The 25,600-nt window shown below is 55.7% G+C and carries 32 protein-coding genes; 24 read left to right on the forward strand and 8 right to left on the reverse strand.

Annotated elements, in window-relative coordinates:
* The first annotated feature begins 290 nt into the window (after positions 1-290).
* The 3 genes from arfB (at position 291) to RQ738_RS06860 (ending at position 3,007) form a co-directional block, all read left to right on the forward strand.
* Positions 291-716 (forward strand): alternative ribosome rescue aminoacyl-tRNA hydrolase ArfB, encoded by a 426-nt coding sequence (gene arfB / locus RQ738_RS06850; protein ID WP_314163219.1) that lies wholly within the window; start codon positions 291-293, stop codon positions 714-716.
* Positions 717-1,039: 323 nt separating this feature from the next.
* Positions 1,040-1,243, forward strand: coding sequence for a cold-shock protein (locus RQ738_RS06855; RefSeq protein ID WP_314163225.1), 204 nt, complete (start codon positions 1,040-1,042; stop codon positions 1,241-1,243).
* A 165-nt stretch (positions 1,244-1,408) separates the two neighbouring features.
* The gene (locus RQ738_RS06860) at positions 1,409-3,007 is read left to right on the forward strand and encodes an ABC-F family ATPase (protein ID WP_314163229.1); all 1,599 of its coding nucleotides are present in this window, start codon (positions 1,409-1,411) and stop codon (positions 3,005-3,007) included.
* 109 nt (positions 3,008-3,116) lie between these two features.
* Here RQ738_RS06860 and rapA read toward each other — a convergent pair whose 3' ends face one another.
* Positions 3,117-6,008 carry an RNA polymerase-associated protein RapA gene (gene rapA, locus RQ738_RS06865; RefSeq protein WP_314163231.1) on the reverse strand — a complete coding sequence of 964 codons (2,892 nt, stop codon included), beginning with the start codon at positions 6,006-6,008 and terminating at the stop codon, positions 3,117-3,119.
* Positions 6,009-6,282: 274 nt separating this feature from the next.
* Here rapA and RQ738_RS06870 point away from each other — a divergent pair, with 274 nt between their 5' ends.
* From RQ738_RS06870 to tcdA, 10 genes are all read left to right on the forward strand, one after another.
* A complete protein-coding gene (locus tag RQ738_RS06870) occupies positions 6,283-6,486 on the forward strand; it encodes a cold-shock protein (protein ID WP_314163233.1) in 204 nt (67 codons plus the stop codon).
* 127 nt (positions 6,487-6,613) lie between these two features.
* A complete protein-coding gene (locus RQ738_RS06875) occupies positions 6,614-7,054 on the forward strand; it encodes an HIT domain-containing protein (protein WP_314163236.1) in 441 nt (146 codons plus the stop codon).
* Positions 7,055-7,247: 193 nt separating this feature from the next.
* Entirely contained in the window at positions 7,248-7,583 is a 336-nt protein-coding gene (locus RQ738_RS06880; RefSeq protein ID WP_314163237.1) for a TusE/DsrC/DsvC family sulfur relay protein, read from the forward strand.
* A gap of 218 nt (positions 7,584-7,801) precedes the next feature.
* Positions 7,802-9,088, forward strand: a complete 1,287-nt coding sequence (locus RQ738_RS06885) for a mechanosensitive ion channel family protein (RefSeq protein WP_314163239.1) — start codon at positions 7,802-7,804, stop codon at positions 9,086-9,088.
* 341 nt (positions 9,089-9,429) lie between these two features.
* Positions 9,430-10,074: an adenylate kinase gene (locus RQ738_RS06890; RefSeq protein ID WP_314163240.1), complete on the forward strand. Its 645-nt coding sequence runs from the start codon at positions 9,430-9,432 to the stop codon at positions 10,072-10,074.
* Between the two features lie 121 nt (positions 10,075-10,195).
* Positions 10,196-10,984, forward strand: coding sequence for a nucleoside triphosphate pyrophosphohydrolase (mazG, locus tag RQ738_RS06895; RefSeq protein WP_314163241.1), 789 nt, complete (start codon positions 10,196-10,198; stop codon positions 10,982-10,984).
* Positions 10,968-11,345 (forward strand): hypothetical protein, encoded by a 378-nt coding sequence (locus RQ738_RS06900; protein ID WP_314163244.1) that lies wholly within the window; start codon positions 10,968-10,970, stop codon positions 11,343-11,345. Before mazG ends, RQ738_RS06900 begins: the two co-directional genes overlap by 17 nt.
* Before the next feature lie 11 nt (positions 11,346-11,356).
* Entirely contained in the window at positions 11,357-11,569 is a 213-nt protein-coding gene (locus RQ738_RS06905) for a hypothetical protein (RefSeq protein WP_314163247.1), read from the forward strand.
* Positions 11,570-11,589: 20 nt separating this feature from the next.
* Positions 11,590-12,360, forward strand: a complete 771-nt coding sequence (locus tag RQ738_RS06910) for a TatD family hydrolase (RefSeq protein ID WP_314163250.1) — start codon at positions 11,590-11,592, stop codon at positions 12,358-12,360.
* Between the two features lie 6 nt (positions 12,361-12,366).
* Positions 12,367-13,194 carry a tRNA cyclic N6-threonylcarbamoyladenosine(37) synthase TcdA gene (gene tcdA, locus RQ738_RS06915; RefSeq protein WP_314163255.1) on the forward strand — a complete coding sequence of 276 codons (828 nt, stop codon included), beginning with the start codon at positions 12,367-12,369 and terminating at the stop codon, positions 13,192-13,194.
* A 76-nt stretch (positions 13,195-13,270) separates the two neighbouring features.
* Here the strand turns inward: tcdA and RQ738_RS06920 are convergent, their stop codons facing one another.
* Together RQ738_RS06920 and RQ738_RS06925 are read right to left on the reverse strand one after the other, a co-directional pair.
* A complete protein-coding gene (locus RQ738_RS06920; protein ID WP_314163258.1) occupies positions 13,271-13,792 on the reverse strand; it encodes a TlpA disulfide reductase family protein in 522 nt (173 codons plus the stop codon).
* The gene (locus RQ738_RS06925; protein ID WP_314163262.1) at positions 13,789-14,295 is read right to left on the reverse strand and encodes a hypothetical protein; all 507 of its coding nucleotides are present in this window, start codon (positions 14,293-14,295) and stop codon (positions 13,789-13,791) included. The genes RQ738_RS06920 and RQ738_RS06925 overlap by 4 nt, the downstream gene beginning before the upstream one ends.
* 209 nt (positions 14,296-14,504) lie before the next feature.
* Here RQ738_RS06925 and RQ738_RS06930 point away from each other — a divergent pair, with 209 nt between their 5' ends.
* The gene (locus RQ738_RS06930; RefSeq protein ID WP_314163263.1) at positions 14,505-15,569 is read left to right on the forward strand and encodes a c-type cytochrome; all 1,065 of its coding nucleotides are present in this window, start codon (positions 14,505-14,507) and stop codon (positions 15,567-15,569) included.
* Positions 15,566-16,009, forward strand: coding sequence for a DUF302 domain-containing protein (locus RQ738_RS06935; protein ID WP_314163264.1), 444 nt, complete (start codon positions 15,566-15,568; stop codon positions 16,007-16,009). The genes RQ738_RS06930 and RQ738_RS06935 overlap by 4 nt, the downstream gene beginning before the upstream one ends.
* 14 nt (positions 16,010-16,023) lie before the next feature.
* Here RQ738_RS06935 and RQ738_RS06940 read toward each other — a convergent pair whose 3' ends face one another.
* Positions 16,024-16,506 carry a peptidylprolyl isomerase gene (locus RQ738_RS06940; protein WP_314163266.1) on the reverse strand — a complete coding sequence of 161 codons (483 nt, stop codon included), beginning with the start codon at positions 16,504-16,506 and terminating at the stop codon, positions 16,024-16,026.
* 114 nt (positions 16,507-16,620) lie between these two features.
* Here RQ738_RS06940 and RQ738_RS06945 point away from each other — a divergent pair, with 114 nt between their 5' ends.
* The gene (locus RQ738_RS06945; protein WP_314163267.1) at positions 16,621-16,863 is read left to right on the forward strand and encodes a hypothetical protein; all 243 of its coding nucleotides are present in this window, start codon (positions 16,621-16,623) and stop codon (positions 16,861-16,863) included.
* A gap of 54 nt (positions 16,864-16,917) precedes the next feature.
* Here the strand turns inward: RQ738_RS06945 and RQ738_RS06950 are convergent, their stop codons facing one another.
* Positions 16,918-17,475: a YSC84-related protein gene (locus RQ738_RS06950; RefSeq protein ID WP_314163269.1), complete on the reverse strand. Its 558-nt coding sequence runs from the start codon at positions 17,473-17,475 to the stop codon at positions 16,918-16,920.
* 122 nt (positions 17,476-17,597) lie between these two features.
* Between RQ738_RS06950 and RQ738_RS06955 the strand changes: the two genes are divergently transcribed.
* Both RQ738_RS06955 and RQ738_RS06960 read left to right on the forward strand, forming a co-directional pair.
* Positions 17,598-17,828 (forward strand): hypothetical protein, encoded by a 231-nt coding sequence (locus RQ738_RS06955; protein ID WP_314163271.1) that lies wholly within the window; start codon positions 17,598-17,600, stop codon positions 17,826-17,828.
* A 16-nt stretch (positions 17,829-17,844) separates the two neighbouring features.
* Complete coding sequence (locus RQ738_RS06960) at positions 17,845-18,180, forward strand: TraR/DksA family transcriptional regulator (RefSeq protein WP_314163277.1); 336 nt, start codon at positions 17,845-17,847, stop codon at positions 18,178-18,180.
* Between the two features lie 106 nt (positions 18,181-18,286).
* Here the strand turns inward: RQ738_RS06960 and RQ738_RS06965 are convergent, their stop codons facing one another.
* Positions 18,287-18,604, reverse strand: a complete 318-nt coding sequence (locus RQ738_RS06965; protein ID WP_314163284.1) for a PilZ domain-containing protein — start codon at positions 18,602-18,604, stop codon at positions 18,287-18,289.
* Between the two features lie 408 nt (positions 18,605-19,012).
* Between RQ738_RS06965 and RQ738_RS06970 the strand changes: the two genes are divergently transcribed.
* The 4 genes from RQ738_RS06970 (at position 19,013) to RQ738_RS06985 (ending at position 21,997) form a co-directional block, all read left to right on the forward strand.
* Entirely contained in the window at positions 19,013-19,315 is a 303-nt protein-coding gene (locus tag RQ738_RS06970; protein WP_314163290.1) for an antibiotic biosynthesis monooxygenase, read from the forward strand.
* Positions 19,312-20,508, forward strand: a complete 1,197-nt coding sequence (locus RQ738_RS06975; protein WP_314163294.1) for an iron-containing alcohol dehydrogenase — start codon at positions 19,312-19,314, stop codon at positions 20,506-20,508. Before RQ738_RS06970 ends, RQ738_RS06975 begins: the two co-directional genes overlap by 4 nt.
* Positions 20,509-20,775: 267 nt before the next feature.
* Positions 20,776-21,411 carry a peptide-methionine (S)-S-oxide reductase MsrA gene (msrA, locus tag RQ738_RS06980; protein ID WP_314163295.1) on the forward strand — a complete coding sequence of 212 codons (636 nt, stop codon included), beginning with the start codon at positions 20,776-20,778 and terminating at the stop codon, positions 21,409-21,411.
* Between the two features lie 151 nt (positions 21,412-21,562).
* Positions 21,563-21,997, forward strand: coding sequence for a hypothetical protein (locus RQ738_RS06985; RefSeq protein WP_314163297.1), 435 nt, complete (start codon positions 21,563-21,565; stop codon positions 21,995-21,997).
* 14 nt (positions 21,998-22,011) lie between these two features.
* Here RQ738_RS06985 and RQ738_RS06990 read toward each other — a convergent pair whose 3' ends face one another.
* Positions 22,012-22,923, reverse strand: a complete 912-nt coding sequence (locus RQ738_RS06990) for a bile acid:sodium symporter family protein (RefSeq protein ID WP_314163299.1) — start codon at positions 22,921-22,923, stop codon at positions 22,012-22,014.
* Between the two features lie 207 nt (positions 22,924-23,130).
* Between RQ738_RS06990 and RQ738_RS06995 the strand changes: the two genes are divergently transcribed.
* Positions 23,131-23,355: a hypothetical protein gene (locus tag RQ738_RS06995; RefSeq protein ID WP_314163301.1), complete on the forward strand. Its 225-nt coding sequence runs from the start codon at positions 23,131-23,133 to the stop codon at positions 23,353-23,355.
* Between the two features lie 100 nt (positions 23,356-23,455).
* The gene (gene gshA / locus RQ738_RS07000; protein ID WP_314163306.1) at positions 23,456-25,030 is read left to right on the forward strand and encodes a glutamate--cysteine ligase; all 1,575 of its coding nucleotides are present in this window, start codon (positions 23,456-23,458) and stop codon (positions 25,028-25,030) included.
* 7 nt (positions 25,031-25,037) lie between these two features.
* Here the strand turns inward: gshA and RQ738_RS07005 are convergent, their stop codons facing one another.
* A complete protein-coding gene (locus RQ738_RS07005; protein ID WP_314163313.1) occupies positions 25,038-25,577 on the reverse strand; it encodes a hypothetical protein in 540 nt (179 codons plus the stop codon).
* Positions 25,578-25,600 lie beyond the last annotated feature (23 nt).

Genomic DNA, 25,600 nt, shown 5'->3' on the forward strand with positions numbered 1-25,600 from the left:
AGGATGAGGGGGTAAATAAAACAAGGTGTTATCGAATCTAAATCCCCTCACCCTAACCCTCTCCCGAAGGGAGAGGGTATTAACGGGACAGCAGTGAATATTTATGTATAAGAACAAATTAATCTTAAGGTTTCCTTAAACCAGTCGGTGGAAATTTGTTTTTGATGTGCTGAATAAACAGGGCAAGAAACAGGGGTTTTTGCGTGATCCCTCGACTCCTTGTCAAGGTATGCTTTCAAGAAATAAGATAGTGTTAATGATGGTAGAACCCAACCCCCAAGCGATAATCAATGCTGAAAATCTCCAATAACGTAGAAATCCCCGCGAGCGACATCGAGATAAGCGCGGTGCGCGCGCAAGGTGCAGGGGGCCAGAATGTCAACAAGGTCGCCACCGCGATACACCTGCGCTTTGATATCCAGGCCTCCTCGTTACCCGAATTTTACAAGCAGCGGCTCGCAAAACTCAAAGACCGGCGTATCAGTCGCGACGGCGTTATTATCATCAAGGCCCAGCGTTTCCGCAGCCAGGAGAAGAACCGGGAAGACGCCCTTGAGCGCTTACGTGAACTTGTTAAAAGTGTGGCGGTGACGCAGAAGGTACGTAAACCGACAAGGCCCAGCCGGGGCGCGGAACAAAAGCGTCTCAAGCAGAAGGAGCAACGCGGCAAAACCAAGACGCTACGTGGCAAGATCGGTGACTATAACGGCCAGTAACCCGCTTCATACGAGCCGTCTCCGTAGTCGGCGGCCTCACGTTTGCCCCGCTGAATGTCATGCGGAAGGGGAAATAAGGACGGGGTAACAGGTCGCATACCCTGTTCGACAGGGCTTTTTCATCCCGTCGGGGCTTGAAATAGGCTTGTCTGCCCCAATATGTATCATTACGGTGGTGTTTTCCGGCAATGTTCCGGTTACACTGTCCGGGACAGCTACATTTTATCCCGGTTTTTTCAGAAGTTTCCTTTCAGTATCTCCTGTAAATTACCTCGCATGATTTGTAACGCAACATTGTTTTTTTTTGATATGAGGTAATTGATATGGCTACTGGTACAGTCAAATGGTTTAACGACTCGAAGGGTTTCGGTTTTATTGCACCGGCTGATGGCAGCGAAGATGTATTTGTACATTTTTCCGCAATCGCCAGCGATGGTTTCCGTTCCCTGGCAGAAGGTCAGGCCGTGAACTTTGAAGTGGAAAATGGCCCGAAAGGCCTGCAGGCAACCCAGGTGACAGCCGCCTAGGTTACACCCCGCTTTAGTACTACCCGAAAGGGCCCCGTTCATTTGTACGGGGCCCTTTTCTTTATACTCACCGGCGGCGCTGACCTGCCTGTCGCGGTGGGGCGGTGAATTATGCGATAATGCGCCGGATATCTTTAAGATTAACCTCATTTTTGGAACAGTGTTTTGATTTCTACAGCAAATATTACCATGCAGTTCGGCGCCAAGCCGCTCTTCGAAAACATCTCGGTCAAATTCGGTGAAGGTAATCGTTACGGCCTGATCGGCGCTAACGGTTGCGGCAAGTCCACCTTCATGAAGATCCTCGGCGGTGAACTTGAGCCGACCGGTGGCAATGTCTCGGTAGACGCCAACGAGCGCGTCGGCAAGCTGCGCCAGGACCAGTTTGCCTATGAGGAATACTCGGTACTGGATACCGTGATCATGGGGCATGCCGAGCTGTGGGAAGTCAAAAAAGAGCGTGACCGTATCTACTCCCTGCCGGAGATGAGCGAAGATGACGGCATGAAGGTCGCCGAGCTCGAAGTCGAGTTTGCCGAGCTGGACGGCTACACCGCCGAGGCCCGCGCCGGTGAACTGCTGCTCGGTCTGGATCTGCCGCTTGAACAGCACACCGGGCCGATGAGTGAGGTTGCACCGGGCTGGAAACTGCGCGTGCTGCTGGCCCAGGCCCTGTTCGCTGATCCGGATATCATGCTGCTTGATGAGCCGACCAATAACCTCGACATCAATACGATTCGCTGGCTGGAGGGCGTGCTCAATGAGCGTAACAGCACCATGATTATCATCTCGCATGACCGTCACTTCCTGAATAGTGTCTGTACGCATATGGCGGATCTCGATTACGGTGAACTGCGTGTTTTCCCCGGAAACTATGACCAGTACATGCTGGCCTCGACCCAGGCCCGTGAGCGTCTGCTGTCGGATAACGCCAAGAAGAAGGCACAGATTGCGGATTTGCAGCAGTTCGTTGCGCGCTTCTCGGCAAACGCCTCCAAGGCCCGCCAGGCGACTTCACGTGCCAAGCAGATTGAAAAGATCCAGCTGGAAGACGTGAAGCCATCCAGCCGGGTGAACCCGTATATCCACTTTGACCAGGAAAAGAAACTGCATCGTCTGGCCGTGGAGCTTGAAGGTCTGAGCAAGGGCTACGATGGCGAAGCGCCATTGTTTAAGGATCTGAACATGATGGTGGAGGCCGGTGAGCGTATTGCCGTCATTGGCCCGAACGGTATCGGTAAGACGACCTTGCTGAAGACGCTGGTTGGTGAGCTGGAAGCAGATGCCGGCAGAGTCAAATGGTCAGAAAATGCCAGCCTCGGCTATTTTGCCCAGGACCATGCCAGTGACTTTGAACAGGACATGACCGTTTTTGACTGGATGAGCCAGTGGCAGCAAAAGGGTGAGGACGAACAGGTTATTCGTGGCACCCTGGGCAAGCTGCTGTTCTCCAGGGACGACGTGAACAAGTCGGTAAAGGTGATCTCCGGTGGTGAACAGGGACGGATGCTGTTTGGCAAGCTCATGCAGTTGAAGACCAATGTGTTGATCATGGACGAACCGACCAACCACCTTGATATGGAGTCCATCGAGTCGCTGAATATGGCGCTGGAAAAATACCCGGGCACACTGATTTTCGTCAGTCATGACCGTGAGTTTGTATCCTCACTGGCCACGCGGATCATCGATATGGAGAACGAGGGTGTGGTTGACTTCCAGGGTAGCTACGAAGAATACCTGCAAAGCAAGGGCATCGACAGCTAGGCTGTTTCGCTCTGGCAGTAAAGCGCCTGCAGCCCCTGGATGACGCTTGTCAGCTCCAGCCTGGCGATGCGGTAAAAGACGGTGGCCAGGCAGCCGTTTTTTCCAACAGTCAGGTACTGATGAGCACGCGCAAGGCCTCGAGGCGCAGGCTGGCGGCATCAAGGACGTCGGTGAGCGCCTGTAACTGCCGGCTGAAAAACTCGATTTCGTCAGCGCGCACATTCGGATTGACCTGGGCCAGGGCCTTGAGACGGTCGATCTCGGTCTGCAGGGTGTCACGGGTTCCCTGATGCGCCTCGGCGAGGATAGCCGGGGCCTGCCGGGCGGCCTGTTTTTCACAGGCCGCAAGCATGGTCTTCAGCTCTGCTTTATAAGCGCGCACGATGGTCGAGGCGGTCTCATTATTGACGCCCTCGCGAACCTTGTTGATCGTCGCATGCGGCAATGCCGTGTGCAGGTCGCGGGCCTGTTGGTCGAGGACCACGCGGATCGTCGTCGGCGGCAGGTAACGGCTGACCTGCAGGGCGGTATTCGCCGTTGATTCGAGGCTGAACAGGCATTCTAGTAACAGGCTGCCGGGCTTCAGGCCCTTGATCTTGAGCGAGGCCATGGCCGTATTGCCCTGTTCACTGCCGAGGACCATGTCCATGGCCCCGCTCAGCAGCGGGTGCTCCCAGGTCAAAAACTGCATGTCCTCATTGGCCAGTGCGGTAGCCCGGTCGTAGGTGACGGTCATGCCTTCTTCGCGCAGGGCGGGAAAGTTGCCGGTTTGCATATGATCGCCGGGGTGCAGGACAAAGCTCTTTTCGCCATGAACTTCACTCTCGACATCGTAGGCATTGAAGACCTGCTCCAGGTAAGGCATGAGGTCGGCCCGCTGATCGTAACGCCTTGCCTGTTCACATAATTGTTCGGCCACATGTGGCCGGCAGGAGTTGTATTCGAGCAGGCGATCACGGCCGCGTTGCATGGCCTCGTTCAGCTCATCATGCAATTGCTTGCTGTGCTCTATGAGCGCCGTGTGATCGGCTTGTGGTGTGTGCAGTGCCTGCAGTAACTGGTTCTTGACCCGGGCGAAGACATTATGCCCGGCCGGGCAGGTATGCTCGAAGGCCGACAGACCTTCGTGATACCAGTTCAGCAGCAGCTGCTGTGCCGTCTCTTCCAGGTACGGCACGTGGATGCGAATGCTCTGCGTCTGGCCGATACGATCCAGTCGCCCGATGCGTTGTTCAAGCAGGTCCGGGTTCAGGGGCAGGTCGAAGAGGATCATGTGGTGCGCAAACTGGAAGTTGCGACCCTCACTGCCGATCTCGGAACAGACCAGCACCTGGCTGCCAAATTCCTGATCCGCAAAGTAGGCGGCAGCCCGGTCGCGTTCAATCAGGCTCAGGTATTCCTGGAAGACCGCGGCATGGATGCCAGCGCGTGTGCGCAGGGCCTCGGCAATATCCATGGCCGAGTGGGGATTGGCCGTGATCACCAGTACCTTGGCGGGGCGCAGGGTTTTCAGTTGGGCACTGAGCCACTCCACGCGCGGGTCGAGCGTGGTCCACGCAGCCTCGCTGTCTTCATTGGCCAGTTGATAAGCCAGTTCCGGGCATAACAACAGCCGCGGGTCACAGTCGTCGGCCAGCCCCGCCAGCGCCTGTGTGTAGACCTCGGGCATGGGCAGGGCGTAAGCGTGCAGTTGCCGCGCCGGAAAGCCCTTGACGGCAGCCCGCGTATTGCGAAACAGCACGCGGCCGGTGCCATGCCGATCGAGCAGGTGCTCAACAAGTTGTTGCCGGGCGGTGCTGCGCTGCCCGGCGCTGCTGTCTGGCCCTACCAGGTCGTCGAGGAGTCTCTGGTTATCACCTTCATCAAGCGTCGCCGCGAGGGTTTGCCGGGCCTGCTCATCCAGCGGTTGCTCGTTGAGCAGTTGTTCCACGGCGCGGGCGACCGGCTCATAACCCTGCTCTTCTTCAATAAAACTGTCGTAGTCCGGGAAGCGATCCGGGTCCAGCAGCCGCAGGCGCGCAAAGTGACCGGTCTTGCCGAGTTGTTCCGGGGTGGCCGTGAGCAGCAATACGCCGTTGATCTCGGCGGCCAGCAGTTCGATCAATTCATACTCCAGGCTGGCACCGTCCGGCGACCATTCGAGGTGGTGCGCCTCGTCGACCACGAGCAGATCCCAGTTGCCGAGGTAGGCCTCCTTGAAGCGGTTCGGATGATTGCTCAGAAAATCGAGGCTGCACAGCACCAGCTGTTCACTGTGGAACGGGTTGCGGGTTTCATTCTCGTCGGCCAGGGCGGCACAACGTTCCTCATCAAAGACGCTGAAGTGCAGGTTGAAACGCCGCACCATTTCCAGCAGCCACTGGTGGACCAGGCTGTCCGGAACGATGATAAGCACACGCCGGGCACGCTCGGTGAGTAATTGCTGGTGGAGGATGAGCCCAGCCTCGATGGTTTTACCCAGGCCTACCTCATCTGCCAGCAACACACGTGGTGCGTAACGATTCGCGACCTCATGGGCGATGTAAAGCTGGTGCGGAATCAGGCTGGTGCGGCCACCGGTCAGGCCGCGCAGTTCAGTGTGAGCGAGCCGGTTCAGGTGTTGCAGAGTCTGGTAGCGCAGCTCAAACCATTTGTTCTTGTCAATCTGGCTGGCAAATAAACGTTCGGCGGGGCGGTTTAACTGCAGCGAGGGGTCGAGTTGTCCTTCCGGCAGTACGACCGGCTCGCCGCTATCCTCGCGCCGACCGGTGTAATCGAGCAGGCCATTGGTTTCCGCCACGCTTTCGATGTGGATGCTCCAGCCATGCTGGCTGCGGACAATATCACCAGTGGCGAACGCCACCCGACTGAGCGGTGCCGTTAAGCGGGCATAGGTACGGGTTTCTCCGGCAGCAATAAACGCCAGGCTGACGGTGCGCTGATCGACCTCGATAATGCTGCCCAGGCCCAGTTGTATTTCGGCTTCGCTAATCCAGCGTTGCCCGATGATGAAATCTTGCACGGCTAATCCATGGTGATATGCAGGGGGGCGCTATGGTAGTGGATTTGTCTGACAATGTCGTGAAGCGCGGGGGGCTATAAATATGTTTTTTTACTGAGAGAGATAACCGCGGGCATTAATATTTTATTGGTATTTTAGGTAAATATACGGTTACACTATGTATTGTTTACTTATTATCTCGGTCTTTTCAGAAGCAGCGCTTGTTTTCTCCTGTAATTCACCTTGGATGATTAGTAACGAAACACTATATTATTGATTATTAAAGGTTTTAAAAATGGCTACAGGTACAGTTAAGTGGTTTAACGATTCCAAGGGTTTTGGCTTCATTTCACCAGATGATGGCAGTGCAGACGTGTTTGTACATTTCTCAGCAATTCAGAGCGACGGTTTCCGCAGTCTGGCCGAAGGTCAGGCCGTGACCTTTGAAGTCGAGCAGGGTCCGAAAGGCCTGCAGGCGACTCAGGTCAAAATCGCCTAAGACAGCTGAACCTTCCCTTGCCACAGGGATGCTGGCAAGGGAATTCAAAAAGGCAGTCAGATTAACGCCCTCGTGGTGTTAGGCTGATTGCTTTTTTTTATTTTAAGCTCGCCGGGAGTCCTTCACGTTGGCTGAACTGCATCCGCAATTACAAAATGACTGCCTGCTGTTAGGAGAGTTCGAGCTGTGCAAATTACTGTTGATGAAGGACGCGAATTATCCCTGGTTTATTCTCGTTCCGGATCGGCACGGTATTACAGAGATTTACCAGCTTGACGAAGCGGCACAACGGCAACTGATGCGAGAGTCCTCGGTCATGGCAAGACTGCTGGTTGAGCACTTCCAGGCCGACAAGGTAAACATCGCGGCATTGGGTAACGTTGTGCCGCAATTACACGTTCATCATATTGCCCGCTATCTTGAAGACCCGGCATGGCCTGCCCCGGTATGGGGAGCCTGTCCGGCACGGGCCTATACCGGGGAGGCATTGCAGCTGACAAGGGATAAAACCCTGCTGGCATTGCGGGGACAGGCCGGGTTTGAATCTGCCTGGAAACCTAGTCTTTAAGGGTCTCGCCAACGCGAGATCTAAGATAACATATTGAATAATAAATAAATAATGTTAGCGTGATAGCCGGGGCGCGTCCTGGGGCGGCTTAAAAAACTATAAGTAAATTCTTATATAGATATTCGACTCTATATCCGATAAAATAACTCAACTATTATTTGAAATAGCCTAATTTTTTAAGGAGCGGCGAGCAATGCAAGCAGAAGTAGATGGCAAGATAATCGAACTCAGTGAAGCCGGTTGGCTCCTGAATCTCGATGAATGGAGCGAGGACCTGGCCCACGAGATCGCCAAAAACGAAAAGATCGCAGAGCTGACAGATGAGCACTGGGATATCATCAATACAGCTCGCGAATACTTTTTAGAAAACGGCGTTGTGGCTGAGCCGCGGCTCTTCTCCAAAATAATGAAGAAGAAGTTTGGTGATGATCGCAGCAGCCAGAAGTACATATATTCCCTGTTCCCGACCGGGCTTATCAAGTGTGCGAACAAGGTCGCCGGCCTGCCGCGCCCGAAAGGTTGTAGCTAAGACCAGGTTGTTTTTTGAAGTCAAAACCGGAAAGGGGAGCGACTGAATGTGGCTCCCCTTTTTTGTGCCCGTAACCTTCCCGAAGACAAGACCTCTCGCCGCAAGCCGGGGGAAAGGATATGATTGGACCAGAAAAATAATGCCTGCAAAGTCAGGCTAACGGGAGTAATAGAAACCAGTGGTTCCTCAAGCCATGCTATTTTTTAAAGCGCTGACCCATGCCGGGTTTTGAAGGCATCGTCGCACTCGTCAGGGACTGGCTCCTTGTCGCGCTAGCCGCTGACATTGGCTGGCAGCTTGGTGTGGTGTTCCTGGCCGCCTTGGCCGGCTGGCTGGCGCATCGTGGCTGGCAGGTGCAAATCGACAAACGGCGAGGAAAACGCGAGGGGCTGCACAGGCTGGCCATGCGCGGCATCGGTCGCGCGGCCTTGCCGCTCATTGCCTTCCTCGTGGTGCTCGGCGGCCGTGGCATCCTGTCCCGTTTCGAGATACAGACCCACCTGCTGGATGTGCTGGCACCCTTGCTCCTTTCCCTGGCGCTGATTCGCCTGCTTGTCTATATCCTGCGCCGGGCATTTGGGCCGAGTGCCGCCTTGCGGGCATGGGAAGGGGTGATCGGATCGCTCGTCTGGGGAGGCGTGGCCCTGCACCTGCTGGGCTGGTTACCCGACCTGCTTGCCGCCCTGGATGCCGCCTCGATTAATCTGGGCAAGACGCGCATCTCAATGCTGTCCATTCTGAAACTCATTTTCACCATTGCCGTCTTAATGGTAGTGGCCGGCTGGGTATCACGTTATATCGAGCAACGTGCCGCGCGGTCAGTCTACCTGAGCAGCAGCATGAAGGTAGGCCTGAGTAAAATCAGCAAGGTCGTGCTGTATACCATTGCCACCCTGATCGCCCTGAATACGGTCGGGATAGATTTAACCACGCTGACAATATTCGGCGGGGCACTGGGTGTGGGGCTTGGTTTCGGCCTGCAGCGCATTGCGAGCAACTTTATCAGCGGCTTTATCCTGTTATTCGATCGGTCGATAAAACCGGGCGATGTGATAACCGTTGGTGAGCGTTTCGGCTGGGTCGTGGCATTGCACGCACGTTATATCGTGGTCCGGGACCGCGATGGCGTGGAATCCCTGATACCGAATGAAAATCTCATCACCTCGGTGGTGACGAACTGGAGTTATACCGACAAGCATGTGCGCGTCAAGGTGCCGGTACAAATCAGTTACGCGGATGACCCGGAAGAGGCCATGCAGGTAATGCTGGATGCCTGCCAGGCCAACAAACGTGTGCTGGTTGAGCCGCCGCCGCAGGCGCGCCTGCTGTCATTCGGCGATAATGGTATCGACCTCGAACTCAGATTATGGCTGGATGACCCGGAACAGGGCGTCGGTAGCGTCAGGTCAGATATTAATATGGCGGTATGGAAAGGCTTCAAGGAAAAGGGCATTACAATTCCCTTCCCGCAGCGCGACATACATATGATCGATAAGCCAACTTGATGGGCCTTAAGCGGCGGCTTGCGGGTGCGGAGTCTTGTTTACCAGCATAACAGGCCGCCAGACGTGTTTTCAGCCAGGGACCGAATGCCCTCCCGGTAAATGATCTCTCACCGTGCCCGGCCGCGTGGCTATCTTGTACTTATGCCGGGTTTATTTTTAATCAATGGCTTACAGGCTTGCCGGTGGGGATTTAGTTATATTCTTGGGGGTATCAAGATTTTCTGGGGTAAATGCGTTGTCTGTCGCCTTGCCAGTAGGCACAATGCCGCTACCTGTTTCATCCGGCTGCGGGGCGACTCGCTGCGGAGACATTAACTCATATCAAATATAAGGAATGAACCATGAAGCTGATTTTATTGGGGGCGCCAGGCGCCGGTAAGGGTACCGTGGCCAAGATGCTGACCGAGCTGGATGGCTCAGTCCAGATTTCTACCGGCGACATTCTCCGCGGCGCGGTAAAGGCCGGCAGCGAGCTGGGCAAGCAGGCCCAGGATTTCATGAACCGTGGCGACCTCGTGCCCGATGAACTGATCATGGGCATTATGGAAGACCGCCTGCAGGAGCCCGATTGTGCCAATGGTTTCTTGCTTGACGGCTTTCCGCGCACCATCCCGCAGGCTGAAGCCCTGAAGGAATTGCTGGCCCGTATCGGTGTGAAACTGGACATGGCGGTGAGCCTTGATGTGCCACGTGATGTTATTCTTGATCGCTTGACTACACGGCGCACCTGTTCCAACTCTGACTGCCAGGCCATTTACAACACCAAGAGCAGTCCGACCAAGGTCGAAGGCGTCTGTGACAAGTGCGGCAGCCCGACCATTCAACGTGAAGATGAAACGGTGGAAGCAATTTCTCACCGTCTGGAAACCTACAATGAAAAGACCGCACCACTGATCGGCTATTACGAAGGTGAAGGCCTGCTCATGAGCGTCAATGCGACATCCAGTGACGCCGTGGTGGCCGCAATCAAGGAACGCATCGGCTAATACGCCGGAGAGTTTCCGAAACCGACCCGGCGGGGCGCAGGCGAAAGCCGCGCCCCGTTTTTTTTGTGCCCGGATTGCAGATTGTCTATGCTGGCTCTCTCTCCTTGAACGGGTGGACAACATGAAACACACAATGGATGACCTGCTGTCGATCATGGCAGCATTACGTGACCCGGAAACGGGTTGCCCCTGGGACCGGAAACAAAGCTTTGCCAGCATTGCGCCCTATACCCTGGAGGAGGCCTACGAAGTCAGTGACGCGATTGCGCGTAACGACATGCGAGAGCTTCGTGGCGAGCTCGGCGACCTGTTGTTCCAGGTGGTGTTCTACGCACAAATGGCCCACGAGCAGGGCGAGTTCGATTTCACCGACATTGTTGACGGCATCTGCGCCAAGATGTTGCGCCGTCATCCACATGTATTTGCCGGCGCGGAATACGCGAGCGAAGAAGCGCTGCACCACGCCTGGGAAGCCGAAAAGGAAAAGGAGCGGGCCGCTAACCGGACGACGGGTGCGCTGGACGGCGTAGCACGGGCCCTGCCGGCACTGACGCGGGCAGTGAAACTGCAGAAGCGGGCCGCGCGGCTCGGGTTTGACTGGCCGGCGACGCCGGGCGTGCTGGCCACGTACGGCGAAGAGTTTGCAGAACTGGAAGCGGCGCAGGCCGGTAAAGACAGTGCCGTGGCGGCAGAAGAGTTCGGTGACCTTTTGTTCAGTATGGTGAAGCTTGCCCGGCACTTGCAGCTCGAGCCAGAGGCATGTCTGCGGCAGGCCAATGACAGGTTTGAACGGCGTTTCCGGCAGATGGAACGGCTACTCGCTGACAAGGGTGAGAGGCCAGGCAGCCTCAGCCAGAAAGAGATGGATAGAGTATGGGAAAAGGCCGGGCGCGATGAGCCTGCCGTATGAAGTATTCAAGTCTGCTACTATTGGTCGTCTGAATATTAGCGAGGATATGGACATGTCTGATGCGGATGCAAATGACGAGATCTTCGAGCAAGCCTTCCAGCACACGGTCGAGTTCGGCAACAGCATGGCCGAGGCGGATAAAGAGGCGCACCCGTGGGATATCTCGGATGGCTTGCTGGCCGGCGCGATTCAATACTGGCTGTATGCCCACCAACCCTGTGGCGACCCGCTGTGCGAGGACTGTGCGTCGGTCAGTACAGCCGAAAACCGGCTACGGGAACTTCAGCAACTGGTGCAGGAATATGCCGAGGAAAGCCAGTATTTCCACTCGCCTCATGATATCAATGTCGGGCGCGCCTAGGAGGCTGTTACATGCGCTACCGTGAAGTGGAGGATGTCACCAAACTCGGGCCACCGATAGACGATCACCTGGCCGATGCCACCGTATTTGTCACGTTTTTGATCGGTATACTTTTTATCGTCATGGGGCGTTTTGGACGGCAGCGCTGGTTGGTTCACTGGGGTGGTCTCAGCCTGATTGCCTGCACTGTCTACCTCTTTGTTGTCGTCACCGACATGGTATAATCCGGACTCGTTACTTTCTTATGCAGCTTGTCGATACCCATTGTCATCTCGATTTTTCGGCCTTTGACGAGGATCGCGCCGGCGTGCTAAGTGCCTGTAGGCAACAGGGCATCGCGCAAATCATTATTCCTGCCGTGACACGTTCCAACTGGGCAAATGTATTGGGACTCTGTGCGCAAGAGAAGGGGCTGCACCCGGCACTCGGCCTGCACCCGGTCTTTACCGCAGAGCATCAGGACGATGACCTTGTGGAACTGGAAGGGCTGCTCGCCCGTCACCGCGAGCAGGTGGTTGCCGTTGGTGAGATCGGACTGGATTTTTTCATCGACAACCCGGACAGGGAAAAACAATCCGCGCTGTTTGAGGCACAACTGCAACTTGCCCGGCAGGCCGACCTGCCCGTCATCGTGCATGTCCGCAAGGCGCATGACCAGGTCCTGGGCTTTCTGCAACGCGCAGGTGTCAGGGGTGGCACGGCGCATGCCTTCAATGGCAGTCTGCAGCAGGCAAAAAAATATATCGATCTGGGTTTCAAGCTCGGCTTTGGCGGTACCCTTACCTATGCGAACGCCAGCAGGATACAGGCACTGGCCAGGCAACTGCCCCTCGACAGTATTGTGCTGGAGACCGACGCCCCGGACATGGTGGTTGCCAGTCACCGGGGGCAGCGTAACAGCCCGCTCTATCTGGTCGAGATCCTGCAGGCACTCGCGGCTGTGCGCAGTGAAAGCGCCCGACGGCTGGCGGAACAGACGACGATGAATGCCCGGACTATTTTTTCTTTGGCGTAATGTGAAATGACAAGCGAAACTTATCACAACCGGTTTTCCGGTATAGGTCGCCTTTACGGCCGGTCAGCAACGGAGGTTATCCACGGCATGCATGTCTGCGTTGTCGGCCTCGGCGGGGTTGGTTCGTGGGCGGTGGAAGCGCTGGCCCGCTCCGGCGTCGGCAGCCTGACCCTGATTGATTACGATACGATTGCCGAGAGTAATATTAACCGGCAAATTCATGCCGGCACCAGAAGCCTTGAAACCAAGAAGCACCAGGCACTGGCGGAACGAGTGCGGGATATTAACCCCCATTGTGATTGCAGGATAATCGATGACTTCCTGACGGCGGATAACCTGTTTGAATACATGAGCACGGATTATGACTATGTCATCGATGCGATAGACAGTATCAAGTTCAAGTCAGCCATGATCTATCATTGCAAGCGTAACCGCATCCCGATTATTACCACGGGTGGTGCCGGCGGCCTGACCGATCCCACGCAGATCGCCATTCGTGATCTGAACAAGACCCATAATGACCCGCTGGCGGCCAAGGTGCGCGCACAGTTGCGCAGCAGTTACGGCTTTACCCGGAACATGAAGCGTTATTTCGGTATTGAGTGCGTGTATTCAACCGAGCAGCAGCGCTACCCGAAGGCGGATGGCAGTATCGGCTTTGCGAAACCGGGTATTCATGGCATTTCGATGGACTGCAATTTTGCCTACGGTTCGGCGACCATGGTTACCGGCACCTTTGGTTTTGTCGCCGCCGCGCGGGTGATCGAAAAGACCCTGAAAAAGCACCTGCAGGCCGGCGCACCGGCGGCCCTGGCGGTTGATGAGAAAGGATAAAGCGCTATTGATACGTTACGTAGAAACGCAACGTTTGCAGCGGCCAACGCGTTACAGTCTGCCGCGCTGTTAGTGACTAGCCCGGCTCGCCCACAAGTTGGCGAAGAAAGTCCTGATATTCCCGGCTGTGCCAGGCCTGCCCGCCGATGACCACGTAACGGATCATGCCCTGCGGATCGACCAGGTAGGTGGAAGGCAGGCCGCGCGGTTGCCACGCCTCGGTGACGAGGCCGTCGTAATCCATGAGCGAGTTGATTTCCGGGGCGACACTGGCGAGAAAGCTGAACACGGTATCGTCTGACTCCGCGGTATTGATAATCGCAAAGGTCAGCGGCTTGTCGGCAAACGCCTTAACAAGTATCTCTATGGTCGGCATTTCGCGCCGGCAGGGGCCGCACCAGCTGGCCCAGAAATGCACAAAGGCCCACTGGTCACCGGCCCTGCGCAGGTCGAACTGTTCACCGTCCATGTTTTGCAGTTGTAGTGGCGGGGCCAGTCGCGGCGTGATCGCGATTACGCCCTTGGGCAGCGATATATCCGCCGCCGAGAGGGTCTGGCTACAGACGAACATGAGCATGCCGATCAGGAATTTCTTCATGATTGATCCTCTCCGCAACGCAGATCCGCGATGCGCACATCTATGCGTGGCCCCTGCTTGTCCCTGCCGGTGGCGAACGACGCGTGGAGGCTGAAGGGTTTGTCTGTCCGGGACAGGGTGATATTACCGCCCTCGTGTTCATCGGCTTGAAAGTCCAGCTCGGCGGGGAGCAGGGTCCAGCGGAAGGTCGACTGGTGGGGCAGGGCCAGCCCGATCCGTTGCCAGCGTTGTTGCCACTCCTCCCGGGTAACCCGTTTTAACGGGCCGCTTGCGGTCTGGAATCGCCAGTTGGCTGTCTCCAGCCAGAGGATGTCACGACTCTTGTTGTGAATACCAATCGTAAAAAAGCAGGCCGTGCGCGTCAGCAAGATCGCCTCGGCAGGGAAGCCCCGGCCTTCATAAAAGGCTGCCATCTGCTGTGCCGTGCGCGGGTTCACCGTGAGTTTAAGGAAATCGTTCTCAAATACCCGCCGTTCCGGCTGGGCGGCCTGGAGTGTGCCCACGGCCAGAAGTCCGATGGCAAGGACGCATAAGAAAAGGTTTATGTTCGCTGATCGGTGATGCATTATGATGGTGTCCGGCGATGAGAAACAGGTTTGCTCGCGGATATCTTATCGCGATGCAGGGGCCGGCGTGAAGTTCTTGATCCAGATCAACGTATTTTACACAAAGTATATTAGAGTATGCTTATATTAATTTAAGGAAGCCTGGAATGAGTGGATATGTGAAAACGCAGCTGGCGCGGATACTCCTGCTCGGTGGCAGCTTGCTGCTGGCCATGACGGCCTCGGCGGCACCGAATGGCGAGGCGCTGTATGATCAGCATTGTGCCAGTTGCCATGGTTACGATGGCCATGGTGGCATGGGGATCCCGTTGGCGCTACCGGCCTTTCTGCAGAGCGTGCCGAATGAATACCTGATCAAGACGATTCGATATGGCCGGGAAGGGCGGGTGATGCCGCCGTTCAAATACCTGAGTGATGCGCAGATTGATGCCATCGTTAAACACGTGCGGGGTTTCTCCAGCGCCGAGGGCGCCCCACTCACCCTCGGTTCGGTACAGGGTGAGCCGAAAAACGGCGCACGCCTGTATACCAAATACTGCGCAACCTGTCATGGCGCCAATGGCGAAGGGGGCAAGGGAACCGGGGTGACCTTCTCGCGGCCACGTGACCTGCCGGTGATCGCGCCGGCGCTGAACAACCGTGGCTTCCTTGCCGCGGCATCGGACAAAATGATCAAACAGACGTTGATGAAGGGGCGTGAAGGTACGCCGATGCAGTCTTTTCTCAAGCAGGGTCTGAGCGAAAGCGATATAAACGATATTGTCAGCCACGTACGCTCCTTTGAGGGACAAACCCGGAAGTCAGCATCGCCTGAAAAACAGGACATATCGCCGGTACTGGTGAGGGAGTCTTCCTATGATCTGAAGACCACCATCGAAAACGTCAAGGCCGCAGCCGCGGCGGCGAATTATCGCCTCATCCGGGTCCAGGAGCTGGACAAGGGCATGGTCAAGGAAGGCAAGGAGTCGCAGAAGGAAATGGTCATCTATTTCTGTAATTTCGAGCTCCTCAACAACGTACTGGCGCTGGACCCGCGAGTCGGCATTTTCCTGCCATGCCGGGTCACGGTGGTCGAACGCGAGGGTAAGGTCCAGGTGATGTCGATCAACCCTCAGCACATGAGCGCCCTGTATAACAATGCTGAACTGGATAAGGCCTGTGATGAAATGACAGCGATTTATGAAAATATTCTTGAGGAGGCCACTTTATGAAACGTTTGTTACTGATTGGCCTGATGGTTTGTTCCTGGCTGGCCACGCCTGTCTATGCCGAGGGCCTGCTGATGTTCCGTTCCAAGCAGACCTTCCCGGAGGCGATGCTGGCCTTGCAGGGCGCGATTGCCGAACATGGTTATACCGTCAGCCGGGTACAGCGCGTTGATATCGGTCTGACCACATCAGGTTATACGACTGACAAGTACCGCATCGTGTTTTTTGGCAAGTCGGGCGAGCTGAACGCAATCAAGTATGCCGAGCCGGAACTGATCCCCTATCTGCCGTTGAAGATCGCCATTTTTGCCGAAGGGCAAGAGACGATGCTGGTGACGGCAAATCCGGTACAGTATGCGAGTTTTGTCCGCAATAAGAATATTGCGGACATACTCAGGCGTTGGGAAAACGACTTGCGATCTATCTTCAACGACATGAAGTAGAACGCAGATCGGTTTTAGTGCTGGTGACCTTCCGGACCATGGACATGACCATGGGCGATCTCTTCTTCTGAGGCATCACGGATATCGATTACCTTGACCTCGAAGTTCAGGGTGACGCCCGCCAGTGGATGGTTACCATCGACCGTGACATTCCCGTCTTCAACGGCGGTCACCGTAACGACCACCGGCTCACCGTCCGGGCTGGCAGCGTGAAACTGGCGACCAACCTCGATGTCACTGGCGTCATCAAACATTTCAATAGAGACAACCTGGCTCATTTCAGGGTTACGTTCACCGTAGCCTTCGGCCGGCTCGACGGTAACCGTCAGCTCATCATCCACCACCTTGTCGGTCAGGGCCTTCTCCAGACCGGGAATGATATTGCTTGCGCCGTGGAGGTAGGCAAAGCTGCCGTCTTGTGAGCTGTCGATGACAGTGTCCTGATCATCGCGCAGGGTATAATTCAGGGTAACAACCTTTTGATCGGCAATTTGCATGGGAAATCCTTAACTGGGGAAAATATGAATGACGAAGGATACCAGCTTGGCCGGAAAAAATAAAAAAATGCCAGTATTTTGTCGTTTTTCCCGGGGGTTTTTCTCTATAATGAAATGATGAGCCGTATTCCGCTGGATCCCTATACCGACCTCGTCGAGGAACATTTTGCCGTCATCTATGCGCCGCGCCGCCACCGGGATCGCTTCCCGGAAAACTGCGTGCAGATCATGGCCTCCGAGCAGGCCGCGCGCGAGGCCGAGGATACGGAGAAGAATGTTTTTGCTGCCCGTGTCGTCGGTCCATCGCGTTCTTCCGAGGGGCTGCGGCTGTATTACCTGGAAGCCTGGCTGAGCTGAGACCAGCAGGAAATGTGGTTTACTTCCCGGGCAGTCATCACGGCTGCCGGGGAATTATTTATTCAGCCTGGTGTACTTGGATCCTTCCAGGGTCAGGTTATACATGAGGCCCTTGTTGCCGAAGACAAAGGCGACGATCGGGTCCCGGATGTTACTGGTGTCGATCGTGCCACCGGCACCGAGCTCAATGAGCGCTACAGAGCCATCGACACCGGCCTCCCAGCCATCGCTCTGCCGGAACTTGTCCAGGGCCGATTTTTCAGTGAAGACCAGGATCACGGTCTTGGACTGCGCGCCGAGCTGGAAGCCGATTGAGGCCGCCGCGGTACTGTAGTAGGCAACGGTCTTGCCCTTGACCAGTAATGCCCCCTCGCCGTATTCACCACCGATACCAAAACCGGCCTTGATCACGCTCGGAAACACCAGCATGCCTTCGGCCATATTGGCAAATTTTCTGGCCCCGCCGACCTCTTTGTAAAAGCGTTGCAGGGCCTCTTCGACCTCGACATCGATGACCTGCTTCGAGGCGGCCAGGCCGACTTGACTGGCGAACAGGCCAAAACATAAGAGCAGTACAACAAACAGCTGGTTGGTACGTTGTCGCGAAGGCATGGCTGATTCTCCTTATTAGTTCTGTCCTGACCATAGTGCGCATTTGCCTGTTGGTAAGGCCCAGGTTCCCGTGGGCAGGAAAACACGGTATCTTTTGACCCATTATACTAAAGGGGTGAGTTATGAGTGAACGTTTAATGGTACTGCCGGCAAAACATTTTGAGCAACTGCGCGTATTACGTATGCCGGAGGACATGGAAGAACACGAGGCCTTCCGCCATGCCACGGGGGTGATCGCCGGCGTGCAGGAAGACAATGCCGATTGTCACTGGGAAGATGTAGCCGAGGCGCTCGAGGAACACGGCTTTGAGACAGTTGATTTTGTTCTTGGGCCGGAGCTTGAGTGCCGCTAGACACGGCAACAGCCTGATGGATATAGAAGACTTCCGTTCAATACTGCTGGCACGCCGTGCGGCCTTGCAGGAAGATGCCTCACTGGGCGCAGAGACCTCAGCGACGGTAGAACTGGATCAGAGCCGGATGGGTCGCCTGTCACGCATGGACGCCATGCAGGGGCAGGCCATGTCACAGGAGGCACAGCGCCGCCGTGAAATGGAATTACGCCAGATTGCAGGGGCCTTGCAGCGTATCGAGACGGGGGATTACGGTTACTGCATAGATTGTGATCAGCAGATTGCCGAGGCGCGGCTGGAGATTGACCCCGCTGCCCTGCGCTGTATCCTATGCGCCGGTAAAGTGGGCTAGTCTGGATGCGTCGCAAATGAGGGGCGTTAGCGAGGCGCGCACGTGCCTGGTGTGCACGGGTTAATCACTGGCTGGCCAATGACCTTTACAGTGCTCCTGCGCGGCCTTATGACCTGGCAAGCAAGCGGCTAACACCGGCCAACCCCCTGTCGGGGCCGAACTGTAATCCGACCTGAATGCCCCCGTCAGGCGCAGGCCTGGCCCAGCGAACCTCGCCATGACCGTTGATCTCGAATTCATCCATGCGCAGCTCGATCGGGATCCCCGCTTCAGGCACAACATCGGTCTCGATATGAATGAGCGCGCCTTCGGTGGAGATGTCCAGGCTGCTGAATGTGTACTGGTGCCCATCCATCAGGATCAGGCCATGGATGACAGTATCTTTACGAAGCTTGCGAGGCTTTTTCTTCCAGAAGGAAAACAAGGCACCTACTCCTGTTTAATTTTACCAAGCTTACGCGATTTCGCCGCGGAGGTGAATATCAGTTAAGGAAGTGCCCCGAGGCATTTCCTGCGGTAAGGCCAGAAGGATTAACCGGATTTGCCGGTTACCATGAAAAATAATCCGACATAGAAAGCCCACAGACGTGAAAAGGTAACCTCAATTGGCGGCAGCTATTCGTCATCGGGTTCGGCTTCATTTAGGATAGGGTCTGGCCGGGATTTAGTGAAAGGAAAAGCATGGTGGGCCCCGCAACCGGATTGACATTTGGCTACGATGGCGGCTAGACCGGGGCGCTGATGGAAACATATAAAGCCACGGCGGTGTATCCGCCCGAGCCGTGGATGAACAGGCCCTGCGCGTAGCGGCAGGGCATAGCAGGGGAATTTTATGCACGTCACACTGGTTTATATTCACGTCGAAAAGGCGCACATCGACGACTTCATTACGGCAACGGAAAAGAATCATCAGGCCTCGATAGAAGAGCCGGGTAACCGTCGCTTTGATGTCCTGCAGTCGGCTGACGACCCGGCACGCTTCGTTCTTTATGAAGCCTATTCTACCGCTGAGGATGCCGCTGCACATAAGCAGACTGCACACTATCTCGAATGGCGAGACAGAGTCGCTGGCTGGATGGCCACGCCACGCCTGGGTGAGCTATACAAAGGCCTGTTGCCGAAGGCCGATGCATGAACAGGCAATTCTCTATCGCGCGGTTGCCACGCATCGAGTTCGCTGCAGGCAGTTTCCAATGCCTGCCTGAATTGATTGAACAGTATGGCAAACATGTGCTGCTGGTCCTGGGGAGTGGGCGTTTCAAACAAACCGGGCACTGGGTATGGCTGCAACAGGCACTGACCGACAAGGGCATCCACAGCGAGACCTGCTGTGTCAGCGGCGAGCCCTCGCCGCATTGGGTCGATGAGCAGGTGACCGGGCTACGCCAGTTACAAATAGACGTTGTTGTCGGTATCGGTGGTGGCAGTCCGCTGGATGCCGCCAAGGCGATCGCCGGCCTGCTGCGTATTGAAAACAGCGTCATGGACTTTCTTGAAGGAGTGGGCCCGGAACTGAATTATCCAGGACCCGCTGTGCCCTTTATCGCCGTGCCAACCACCGCCGGCACCGGCAGTGAAGCGACCAAAAATGCTGTCCTGGGCATCCAGGGTCAGGAGGGTTTCAAAAAATCCTTCCGGGATGATGCGCTGGTCGCGGAATACGCCGTGCTCGACCCGGCGTTGTTGGCAAGCTGCCCGCCGGCGTTAATCGCCGCCAACGGGATGGACGCCCTGACCCAGCTAATGGAGTCGTATGTTTCCACGCGGGCGAATCGCTTTTGTGATGCCCTCGCTGTTGATGCGATTCGTGCGGCCAGCGAATCTCTCTTGCCCTGGTACAATCATGCCGATGATACCCAGGCCAATGCCGGTTATCGTGAACAGATGTTGTGGGCCGCCCTGGTGTCGGGGATTAACCTTGCCCAGACCGGCCTGGGCTCAGTGCACGGCCTGGCCTCGCCACTGGGGGCGTTTTTTCCGGTGCCGCACGGGGTCGTCTGCGGCACGCTGCTGGCAGAATGTACGCGCGTGAATATCACTGCAATGCGCGAGCGTGAACCCGATAACCCGGCCCTCGCCAGGTATGCCGAACTGGCAGGCATGATCTGTGGTCGCCGTTTCCAGAATCCGGCCGATGCCTGGCAGTTGCTCGTCGATACCCTGGCCGCGTGGACGCAACACATGCAACTGCCGCGTCTGGGCGAATACGGTCTCGACGGGCCGGGTATAGATCAGGTGGTGCAGCATGCGCGTGGCAGCAGTATGCAGACCAACCCGATCGTACTGAGCGATGAAGAGATTGCCGGGATTCTGAAGGCCCGGTTGTGAAGGAACGAAAAGCGTCGATCATTGACTAACGGTTAATGAATTTGCGCTGAAAAAAGTCTTTACCGCGAAGTGCGTAAAGTTGCGCGAAGCATGACCAGAATACTCATACATGCGTGGGTTAAGCGTAAGCGGGATGTGACTGTGTTGCATCGGTTTATAAATAATACCTTTCGTGCAGTGATGAAATCTTCATGTACCTGGCGAACTTTGCGGTTATAGCTTTTGGAATATACGGGTCAGGCGAGAGCGAAACACAAGGATTCACTCATGTTTATAAACAGTCACAAAAGCCAAATGCCTTCACCGGATGAGGCATTGCCGGGACGTGATGAGAAAATGCCGGTGCCGGCGCAGCATTTTGTGAACGGTCATCTCCTTGAAGCGCCTTTCCCTGAAGGCATGCAGCTAGCGATGTTCGGTCTGGGTTGTTTCTGGGGGGGCGAGCGCAAGTTCTGGGAAACCGAAGGGGTGTACAGCACGGCGGCAGGTTATGCCGCCGGTTACACGCCGAACCCGGTCTACCAGGAAGTCTGCAGTGGCATGACCGGGCATAACGAGGTGGTGCGTGTGGTCTTTGACCCTGCCAGGGTCAGTTACCACAAGTTACTGGAGATCTTCTGGGAGGCACATGACCCGACGCAGGGTATGCGTCAGGGCAATGATGCCGGTACACAGTACCGTTCCGGAATCTATTGTTATAGCGACGAACAGTTGCAGCAGGCCGAGGCGAGCCGGAACATTTTTCAGAAAGCCTTGACCGAGGCTGGCCGTGCCGGGATCACCACGGAAATTATGATGGCACCGGAATTTTATTATGCGGAAGACTATCACCAGCAATACCTCGCGAAAATCCCGAATGGCTATTGCGGCCTGGGCGGCATCGGGGTGCGCTACCCCGGTTAAATCAATAATATTTCGCCACCACGGCAAGTCGAGGGCGGGCGGCAATGTCTGCCTTAATCACCTACCGGGTGTGCGGCTAACTGCGGGGGCAGGCCCGCCTATGTTATAATTTCCTTCTGCTTTTTAGTTCAAGATGATCCGGTACGTAATGATGAGTGATAACACCAGCAAAGCCTCCCCCTTTCAAGGCATGAGCGAAGAACAACGCATCCACCTGACGCGCAATATTATTGCCATGCTCGATGACTGGAAGGTGTCCGACTCAGATCAAATCAAATTGCTCGGTGTCGCCGATAATACGCGCAGTCGTCAGGTGCGGAGCTGGCGGCAGGGTTCCTCTTTCTTGCCCGACGAGCCTCGTGTAGTGGAATATATTGATCACCTTATGGGTATCGAGGATGCGCTACGGACTTCCAATCCCTGTAATTATTCTGCGGGCAGCAGCTGGATGAATCGTGTGAATGATCGCTTTCAAAAGCGCACGCCCCTGGCCGCGATGCTGGAAGACGGCATTACCGCGATTGTGGCGGTGCGCATTCACCTTGATTGCGCATATGACTGGCACATCGATACGAAACAAAACTAGGCAAGCCGGGATGCTTACTTCCTTCTGCGTTTGCGCGACCACCAACTGGCCAGCAATGAGCCGGAGATATTGTGCCAGATGCTGAACAGCGCACCGGGCAGGGCCGCGGTAGCAGAGAAATACTTGATCGCCAGCGCAACACTCAGTCCAGAGTTTTGCATGCCAACCTCGATCGCCAGGGTGCGGCGAATACGTGCATCGAACCCGAGCAGCCCGGCAACGCCATAACCACAGAGCAAGCCGGTGAGATTATGCAATACAACGGCCAGCAGCAGTAAGGGGCCGACGCTGCCCAGACGCTCATTATTCAATGCAGTAACAATGGCGATGATCAGGACGATAGCGGCAATGGCAACCACCGGGAAGACAGGCTGAATCTTTCTCACGAGCCGGGGCAACAGGGTATTGATAGTCACCCCGATGGTGACCGGCAAGATGACTATCTTGATAATACTGATCAACATGTCGGCGACGGGAACAGTGACGACCTGGCCGAGATATAACCAGCTCAAGCCAGGCAGGAGGATAACGGCCAGTAAGGTGGAGATCGTGGTCAGGGTAATCGAGAGGGCGACATCGCCCCGGGCCAGGTAACAAATCACGTTCGATGCCGTGCCCCCGGCGCTGGCCCCGACCAGCACCATACCAACCAGCAGCTCTGTGCCAAGCTCCAGTTGCCGGGCAATCCCGTAGGCGGCAAACGGCATAACCCCGTATTGCAGCAACATGCCCAGGCCGATCAACCCCGGGCGTTTGAGGACAAGCCGAAAGTCACTCATACTCAGTGTCAGCCCCATGCTCAGCATGATCACGGCCAGCAGGGGAACAATCGCGGCTTTGATGGCCAGGAAGGGGGCTGGCAGGAAGTAGGCGAGGGCGGATAATGATAATGCCCATAGCGGAAAGAGTCTGGTGAATGCGTACATAGCCAAGCAAGCCTGAAATCAGTCAGGTTCACCTTAAAGCAGTGCGGGGAACGATACAATTCGTGTCTGCCGCCAGGACAGGGGTGATTCGCGGGCGGGGCGGGGAAGATAAGCAAATGAAGAAAAACGTCGTTTTATCGGCCTGCGGGACTAAATGTTTCCGGGAACTGGTCGATAAGCTAACTGTAAAAACAAGAACCGTGCTTTATGACTCAGCCAGAATCTGATTCCGTACCGGCCGACACCCATCATATCGAAGTGCGCCAGGAAAGCTACGGCTTTACCCTGGTCCACAAGCTGAACGGGCGGGTGGTGTATTTCGCCAATTATGAAAACCGCATGGAGGCGATGCGGAATGCGCGGCGTCGTGTCGAAACCGAAGAGGCCGAGGGGCACACTGTCATTTTGTCGGCCGATGCCCGGCTCGGCTAGTCTATCGGGGATGAATCTCCCGTCATGTCAGTATAGAATCCCGTCTACTTTACACATTTAGCGCAGAGCTGGAAGCTGTGCTCGACTGGATGAATATATTTTGGCTTCGCATTATCAACAACGCCTGTCACTGCTCGTTGAATCGATTGACAGTAAAATCCTTAATCAAAGCCGCATCGGTCTCGAGAAAGAGACCCTGCGTGTTAATCGTGAGGGTGGTATAGCAACTACCCCGCACCCTGCGGTGTTCGGTTCCGCGCTGACTAATCCGTACATCACCACGGACTACTCCGAAGCGCTGCTCGAACTCATTACCCCGCCATTTGCACAGATGCGCGAGGCGCTCGCTTTTCTCCGCGACGTACAACAGTATGTTTACAGCAAGCTCGGTGATGAAATCCTGTGGGCAACGAGCATGCCCTGCGTGGTTGCCGGCGAAACGAGTATCCCCATTGCGCAATATGGCAGTTCCAATGCCGGCATGATGAAAACCATCTATCGGCACGGCCTCGGTTACCGTTACGGACGGGTGATGCAGGTGATCGCCGGCGTCCACTATAATTTTTCCTTTGCAGATGAATTCTGGCCGCAGTACCAGGCCCTGCAGAACGACCGCCAGGAGCAGAAGGCGTTTATATCAGAGAGTTATTTTGCCCAGCTCCGAAACCTGCAGCGACTCGGCTGGCTGGTTCCCTACCTGTTTGGCGCCTCGCCGGCAGTGTGTAAATCGTTTCTGGGCGGCAAGCCGACCACCCTGGCCGAGTTTAACGAGAATACCTATTATCAGCCTTACGCAACCTCGCTGCGCATGGGAGATATCGGTTATCAGAACAATAAGGAAAATGAAACCGGCATCAAGGCCAACTATGACGACCTGCAGAGTTATATACAGAGCCTCAACAAGGCGATCAATACACCGTGCCCGGAATATGCAAAAATCGGAGTCAAGGTTGGTGGCGAATATCGGCAACTGAATGCGAATATCCTGCAGATCGAGAATGAATATTACAGTACTGTGCGACCGAAGCAGATCACCGAGGCAAATGAAAAGCCCATCCTCGCCCTGCAACGCCGGGGTGTTCGCTATATCGAATTGCGCTCCCTCGATGTAAATGCCTTTGACCCGCTGGGGATTAATGATACCCAGTTATATTTCCTTGAGGCCTTGATGCTGTACTGCCTGTTGCAGGACAGCCCGCTGATTGATGCCGCAGAGCGTGTCGTCATTGATCAAAATGAACTGCTTGTAGCCCATCGTGGTCGCGAGCCGGGCCTGCAGCTGGTCCGTCGTGATGGCCCGATCAGTCTGCGTGACTGGGGGCTTGAGGTCTGTGACGAGATGCAGGCCGTTTGTGAATATCTGGATAGCGGTGTGGAAGATGCCCCTTATAGCCATGCCCTGGAAAAGCAGCGGGCCGCCATCCTCGATCCGGCGCTGACGCCCTCGGCAAGAATGTTGGCCGAGATGCGTGAAAATGGCGAAGGCTTCTATCACTTCGCGAAACGCAAATCCCTGGCGCACCATGCATACTTCAGCGAGTTGCCGATTGACCCTGCCCGCAAGGCGTTGCTGGACAAGAGTGTGCAGGAGTCGCTGGCACGCCAGCAAGCACTCGAAGCGGATGATGATTGCAGCCTGGACGCATACCTGACCCGCTATTACGCGCAAGACTGAAGTGTTCCTAGCGCGGTGCCTGGACCGGGATAATCTCGGCGGCGACGGACACCGACATGGGCAACTGTAGCCAGTCATGCATCGTATAGATATCCGCCTGCCCCTGGCGCCAGGCATCGAGGATATAAACAGGTTCAGAAGGCCGGGCGGCAAGCAGCTTCCCGGCACTAACCTGTGCAGGGTCATACACGACCACGGCATGATGTTCATGCGCTGCCCCGCGGTTGATGACGATAGCGGTTGCCTGCCAGCCGACGCGTTGCACGGTTTCCTGCACCCCGGCATGCACGCGGTACTTCCATTCGTAGCACAGGCCGCGGTTGTCATCGCCGTGGAAATTGATCCACATGTTCCCCAGCCAGCCACTGGTCCATTGTTGTTCGGGATCATTGAGGGTTTGTTCCACGGTGCGAGCAAAGGCCGTCCTGATTTCGAGCAGGGCCGGGTCCTCGATACTGTCGTGGTGCAGGGGCAGGACGACACAGCCGCTTAAGGTTACGAAAACCAATAGCAGCAGGTGACGCAGAGATGTGAGTCTGTTATGCATAGGCGCTATTATATCGTCATGAG

The organism is Sulfuriflexus sp. (assembly GCF_032250955.1).
Lineage (GTDB): Bacteria > Pseudomonadota > Gammaproteobacteria > AKS1 > AKS1 > Sulfuriflexus.

Bases quoted from the DNA above. Each gene is read 5' to 3' on its own strand.
- RQ738_RS06960 (WP_314163277.1), top strand. From the start codon at position 17,845: ATGGATATAGAAGACTTCCGTTCAATACTGCTGGCACGCCGTGCGGCC.
- RQ738_RS06945 (WP_314163267.1), top strand. From the start codon at position 16,621: ATGATGAGCCGTATTCCGCTGGATCCCTATACCGACCTCGTCGAGGAA.
- RQ738_RS06975 (WP_314163294.1), top strand. From the start codon at position 19,312: ATGAACAGGCAATTCTCTATCGCGCGGTTGCCACGCATCGAGTTCGCT.
- RQ738_RS06870 (WP_314163233.1), top strand. From the start codon at position 6,283: ATGGCTACAGGTACAGTTAAGTGGTTTAACGATTCCAAGGGTTTTGGC.
- msrA (WP_314163295.1), top strand. From the start codon at position 20,776: ATGTTTATAAACAGTCACAAAAGCCAAATGCCTTCACCGGATGAGGCA.
- RQ738_RS06950 (WP_314163269.1), bottom strand. From the start codon at position 17,475: ATGCCTTCGCGACAACGTACCAACCAGCTGTTTGTTGTACTGCTCTTA.
- mazG (WP_314163241.1), top strand. From the start codon at position 10,196: ATGAAACACACAATGGATGACCTGCTGTCGATCATGGCAGCATTACGT.
- RQ738_RS06890 (WP_314163240.1), top strand. From the start codon at position 9,430: ATGAAGCTGATTTTATTGGGGGCGCCAGGCGCCGGTAAGGGTACCGTG.
- RQ738_RS06985 (WP_314163297.1), top strand. From the start codon at position 21,563: ATGAGTGATAACACCAGCAAAGCCTCCCCCTTTCAAGGCATGAGCGAA.
- RQ738_RS06910 (WP_314163250.1), top strand. From the start codon at position 11,590: ATGCAGCTTGTCGATACCCATTGTCATCTCGATTTTTCGGCCTTTGAC.
- RQ738_RS06995 (WP_314163301.1), top strand. From the start codon at position 23,131: ATGACTCAGCCAGAATCTGATTCCGTACCGGCCGACACCCATCATATC.
- RQ738_RS06880 (WP_314163237.1), top strand. From the start codon at position 7,248: ATGCAAGCAGAAGTAGATGGCAAGATAATCGAACTCAGTGAAGCCGGT.
- RQ738_RS06855 (WP_314163225.1), top strand. From the start codon at position 1,040: ATGGCTACTGGTACAGTCAAATGGTTTAACGACTCGAAGGGTTTCGGT.
- tcdA (WP_314163255.1), top strand. From the start codon at position 12,367: ATGACAAGCGAAACTTATCACAACCGGTTTTCCGGTATAGGTCGCCTT.
- RQ738_RS06940 (WP_314163266.1), bottom strand. From the start codon at position 16,506: ATGCAAATTGCCGATCAAAAGGTTGTTACCCTGAATTATACCCTGCGC.
- arfB (WP_314163219.1), top strand. From the start codon at position 291: ATGCTGAAAATCTCCAATAACGTAGAAATCCCCGCGAGCGACATCGAG.
- RQ738_RS06935 (WP_314163264.1), top strand. From the start codon at position 15,566: ATGAAACGTTTGTTACTGATTGGCCTGATGGTTTGTTCCTGGCTGGCC.
- RQ738_RS06970 (WP_314163290.1), top strand. From the start codon at position 19,013: ATGCACGTCACACTGGTTTATATTCACGTCGAAAAGGCGCACATCGAC.
- RQ738_RS07005 (WP_314163313.1), bottom strand. From the start codon at position 25,577: ATGCATAACAGACTCACATCTCTGCGTCACCTGCTGCTATTGGTTTTC.
- RQ738_RS06920 (WP_314163258.1), bottom strand. From the start codon at position 13,792: ATGAAGAAATTCCTGATCGGCATGCTCATGTTCGTCTGTAGCCAGACC.
- RQ738_RS06900 (WP_314163244.1), top strand. From the start codon at position 10,968: ATGAGCCTGCCGTATGAAGTATTCAAGTCTGCTACTATTGGTCGTCTG.
- RQ738_RS06930 (WP_314163263.1), top strand. From the start codon at position 14,505: ATGAGTGGATATGTGAAAACGCAGCTGGCGCGGATACTCCTGCTCGGT.
- RQ738_RS06905 (WP_314163247.1), top strand. From the start codon at position 11,357: ATGCGCTACCGTGAAGTGGAGGATGTCACCAAACTCGGGCCACCGATA.
- RQ738_RS06885 (WP_314163239.1), top strand. From the start codon at position 7,802: ATGCCGGGTTTTGAAGGCATCGTCGCACTCGTCAGGGACTGGCTCCTT.
- RQ738_RS06990 (WP_314163299.1), bottom strand. From the start codon at position 22,923: ATGTACGCATTCACCAGACTCTTTCCGCTATGGGCATTATCATTATCC.
- RQ738_RS06955 (WP_314163271.1), top strand. From the start codon at position 17,598: ATGAGTGAACGTTTAATGGTACTGCCGGCAAAACATTTTGAGCAACTG.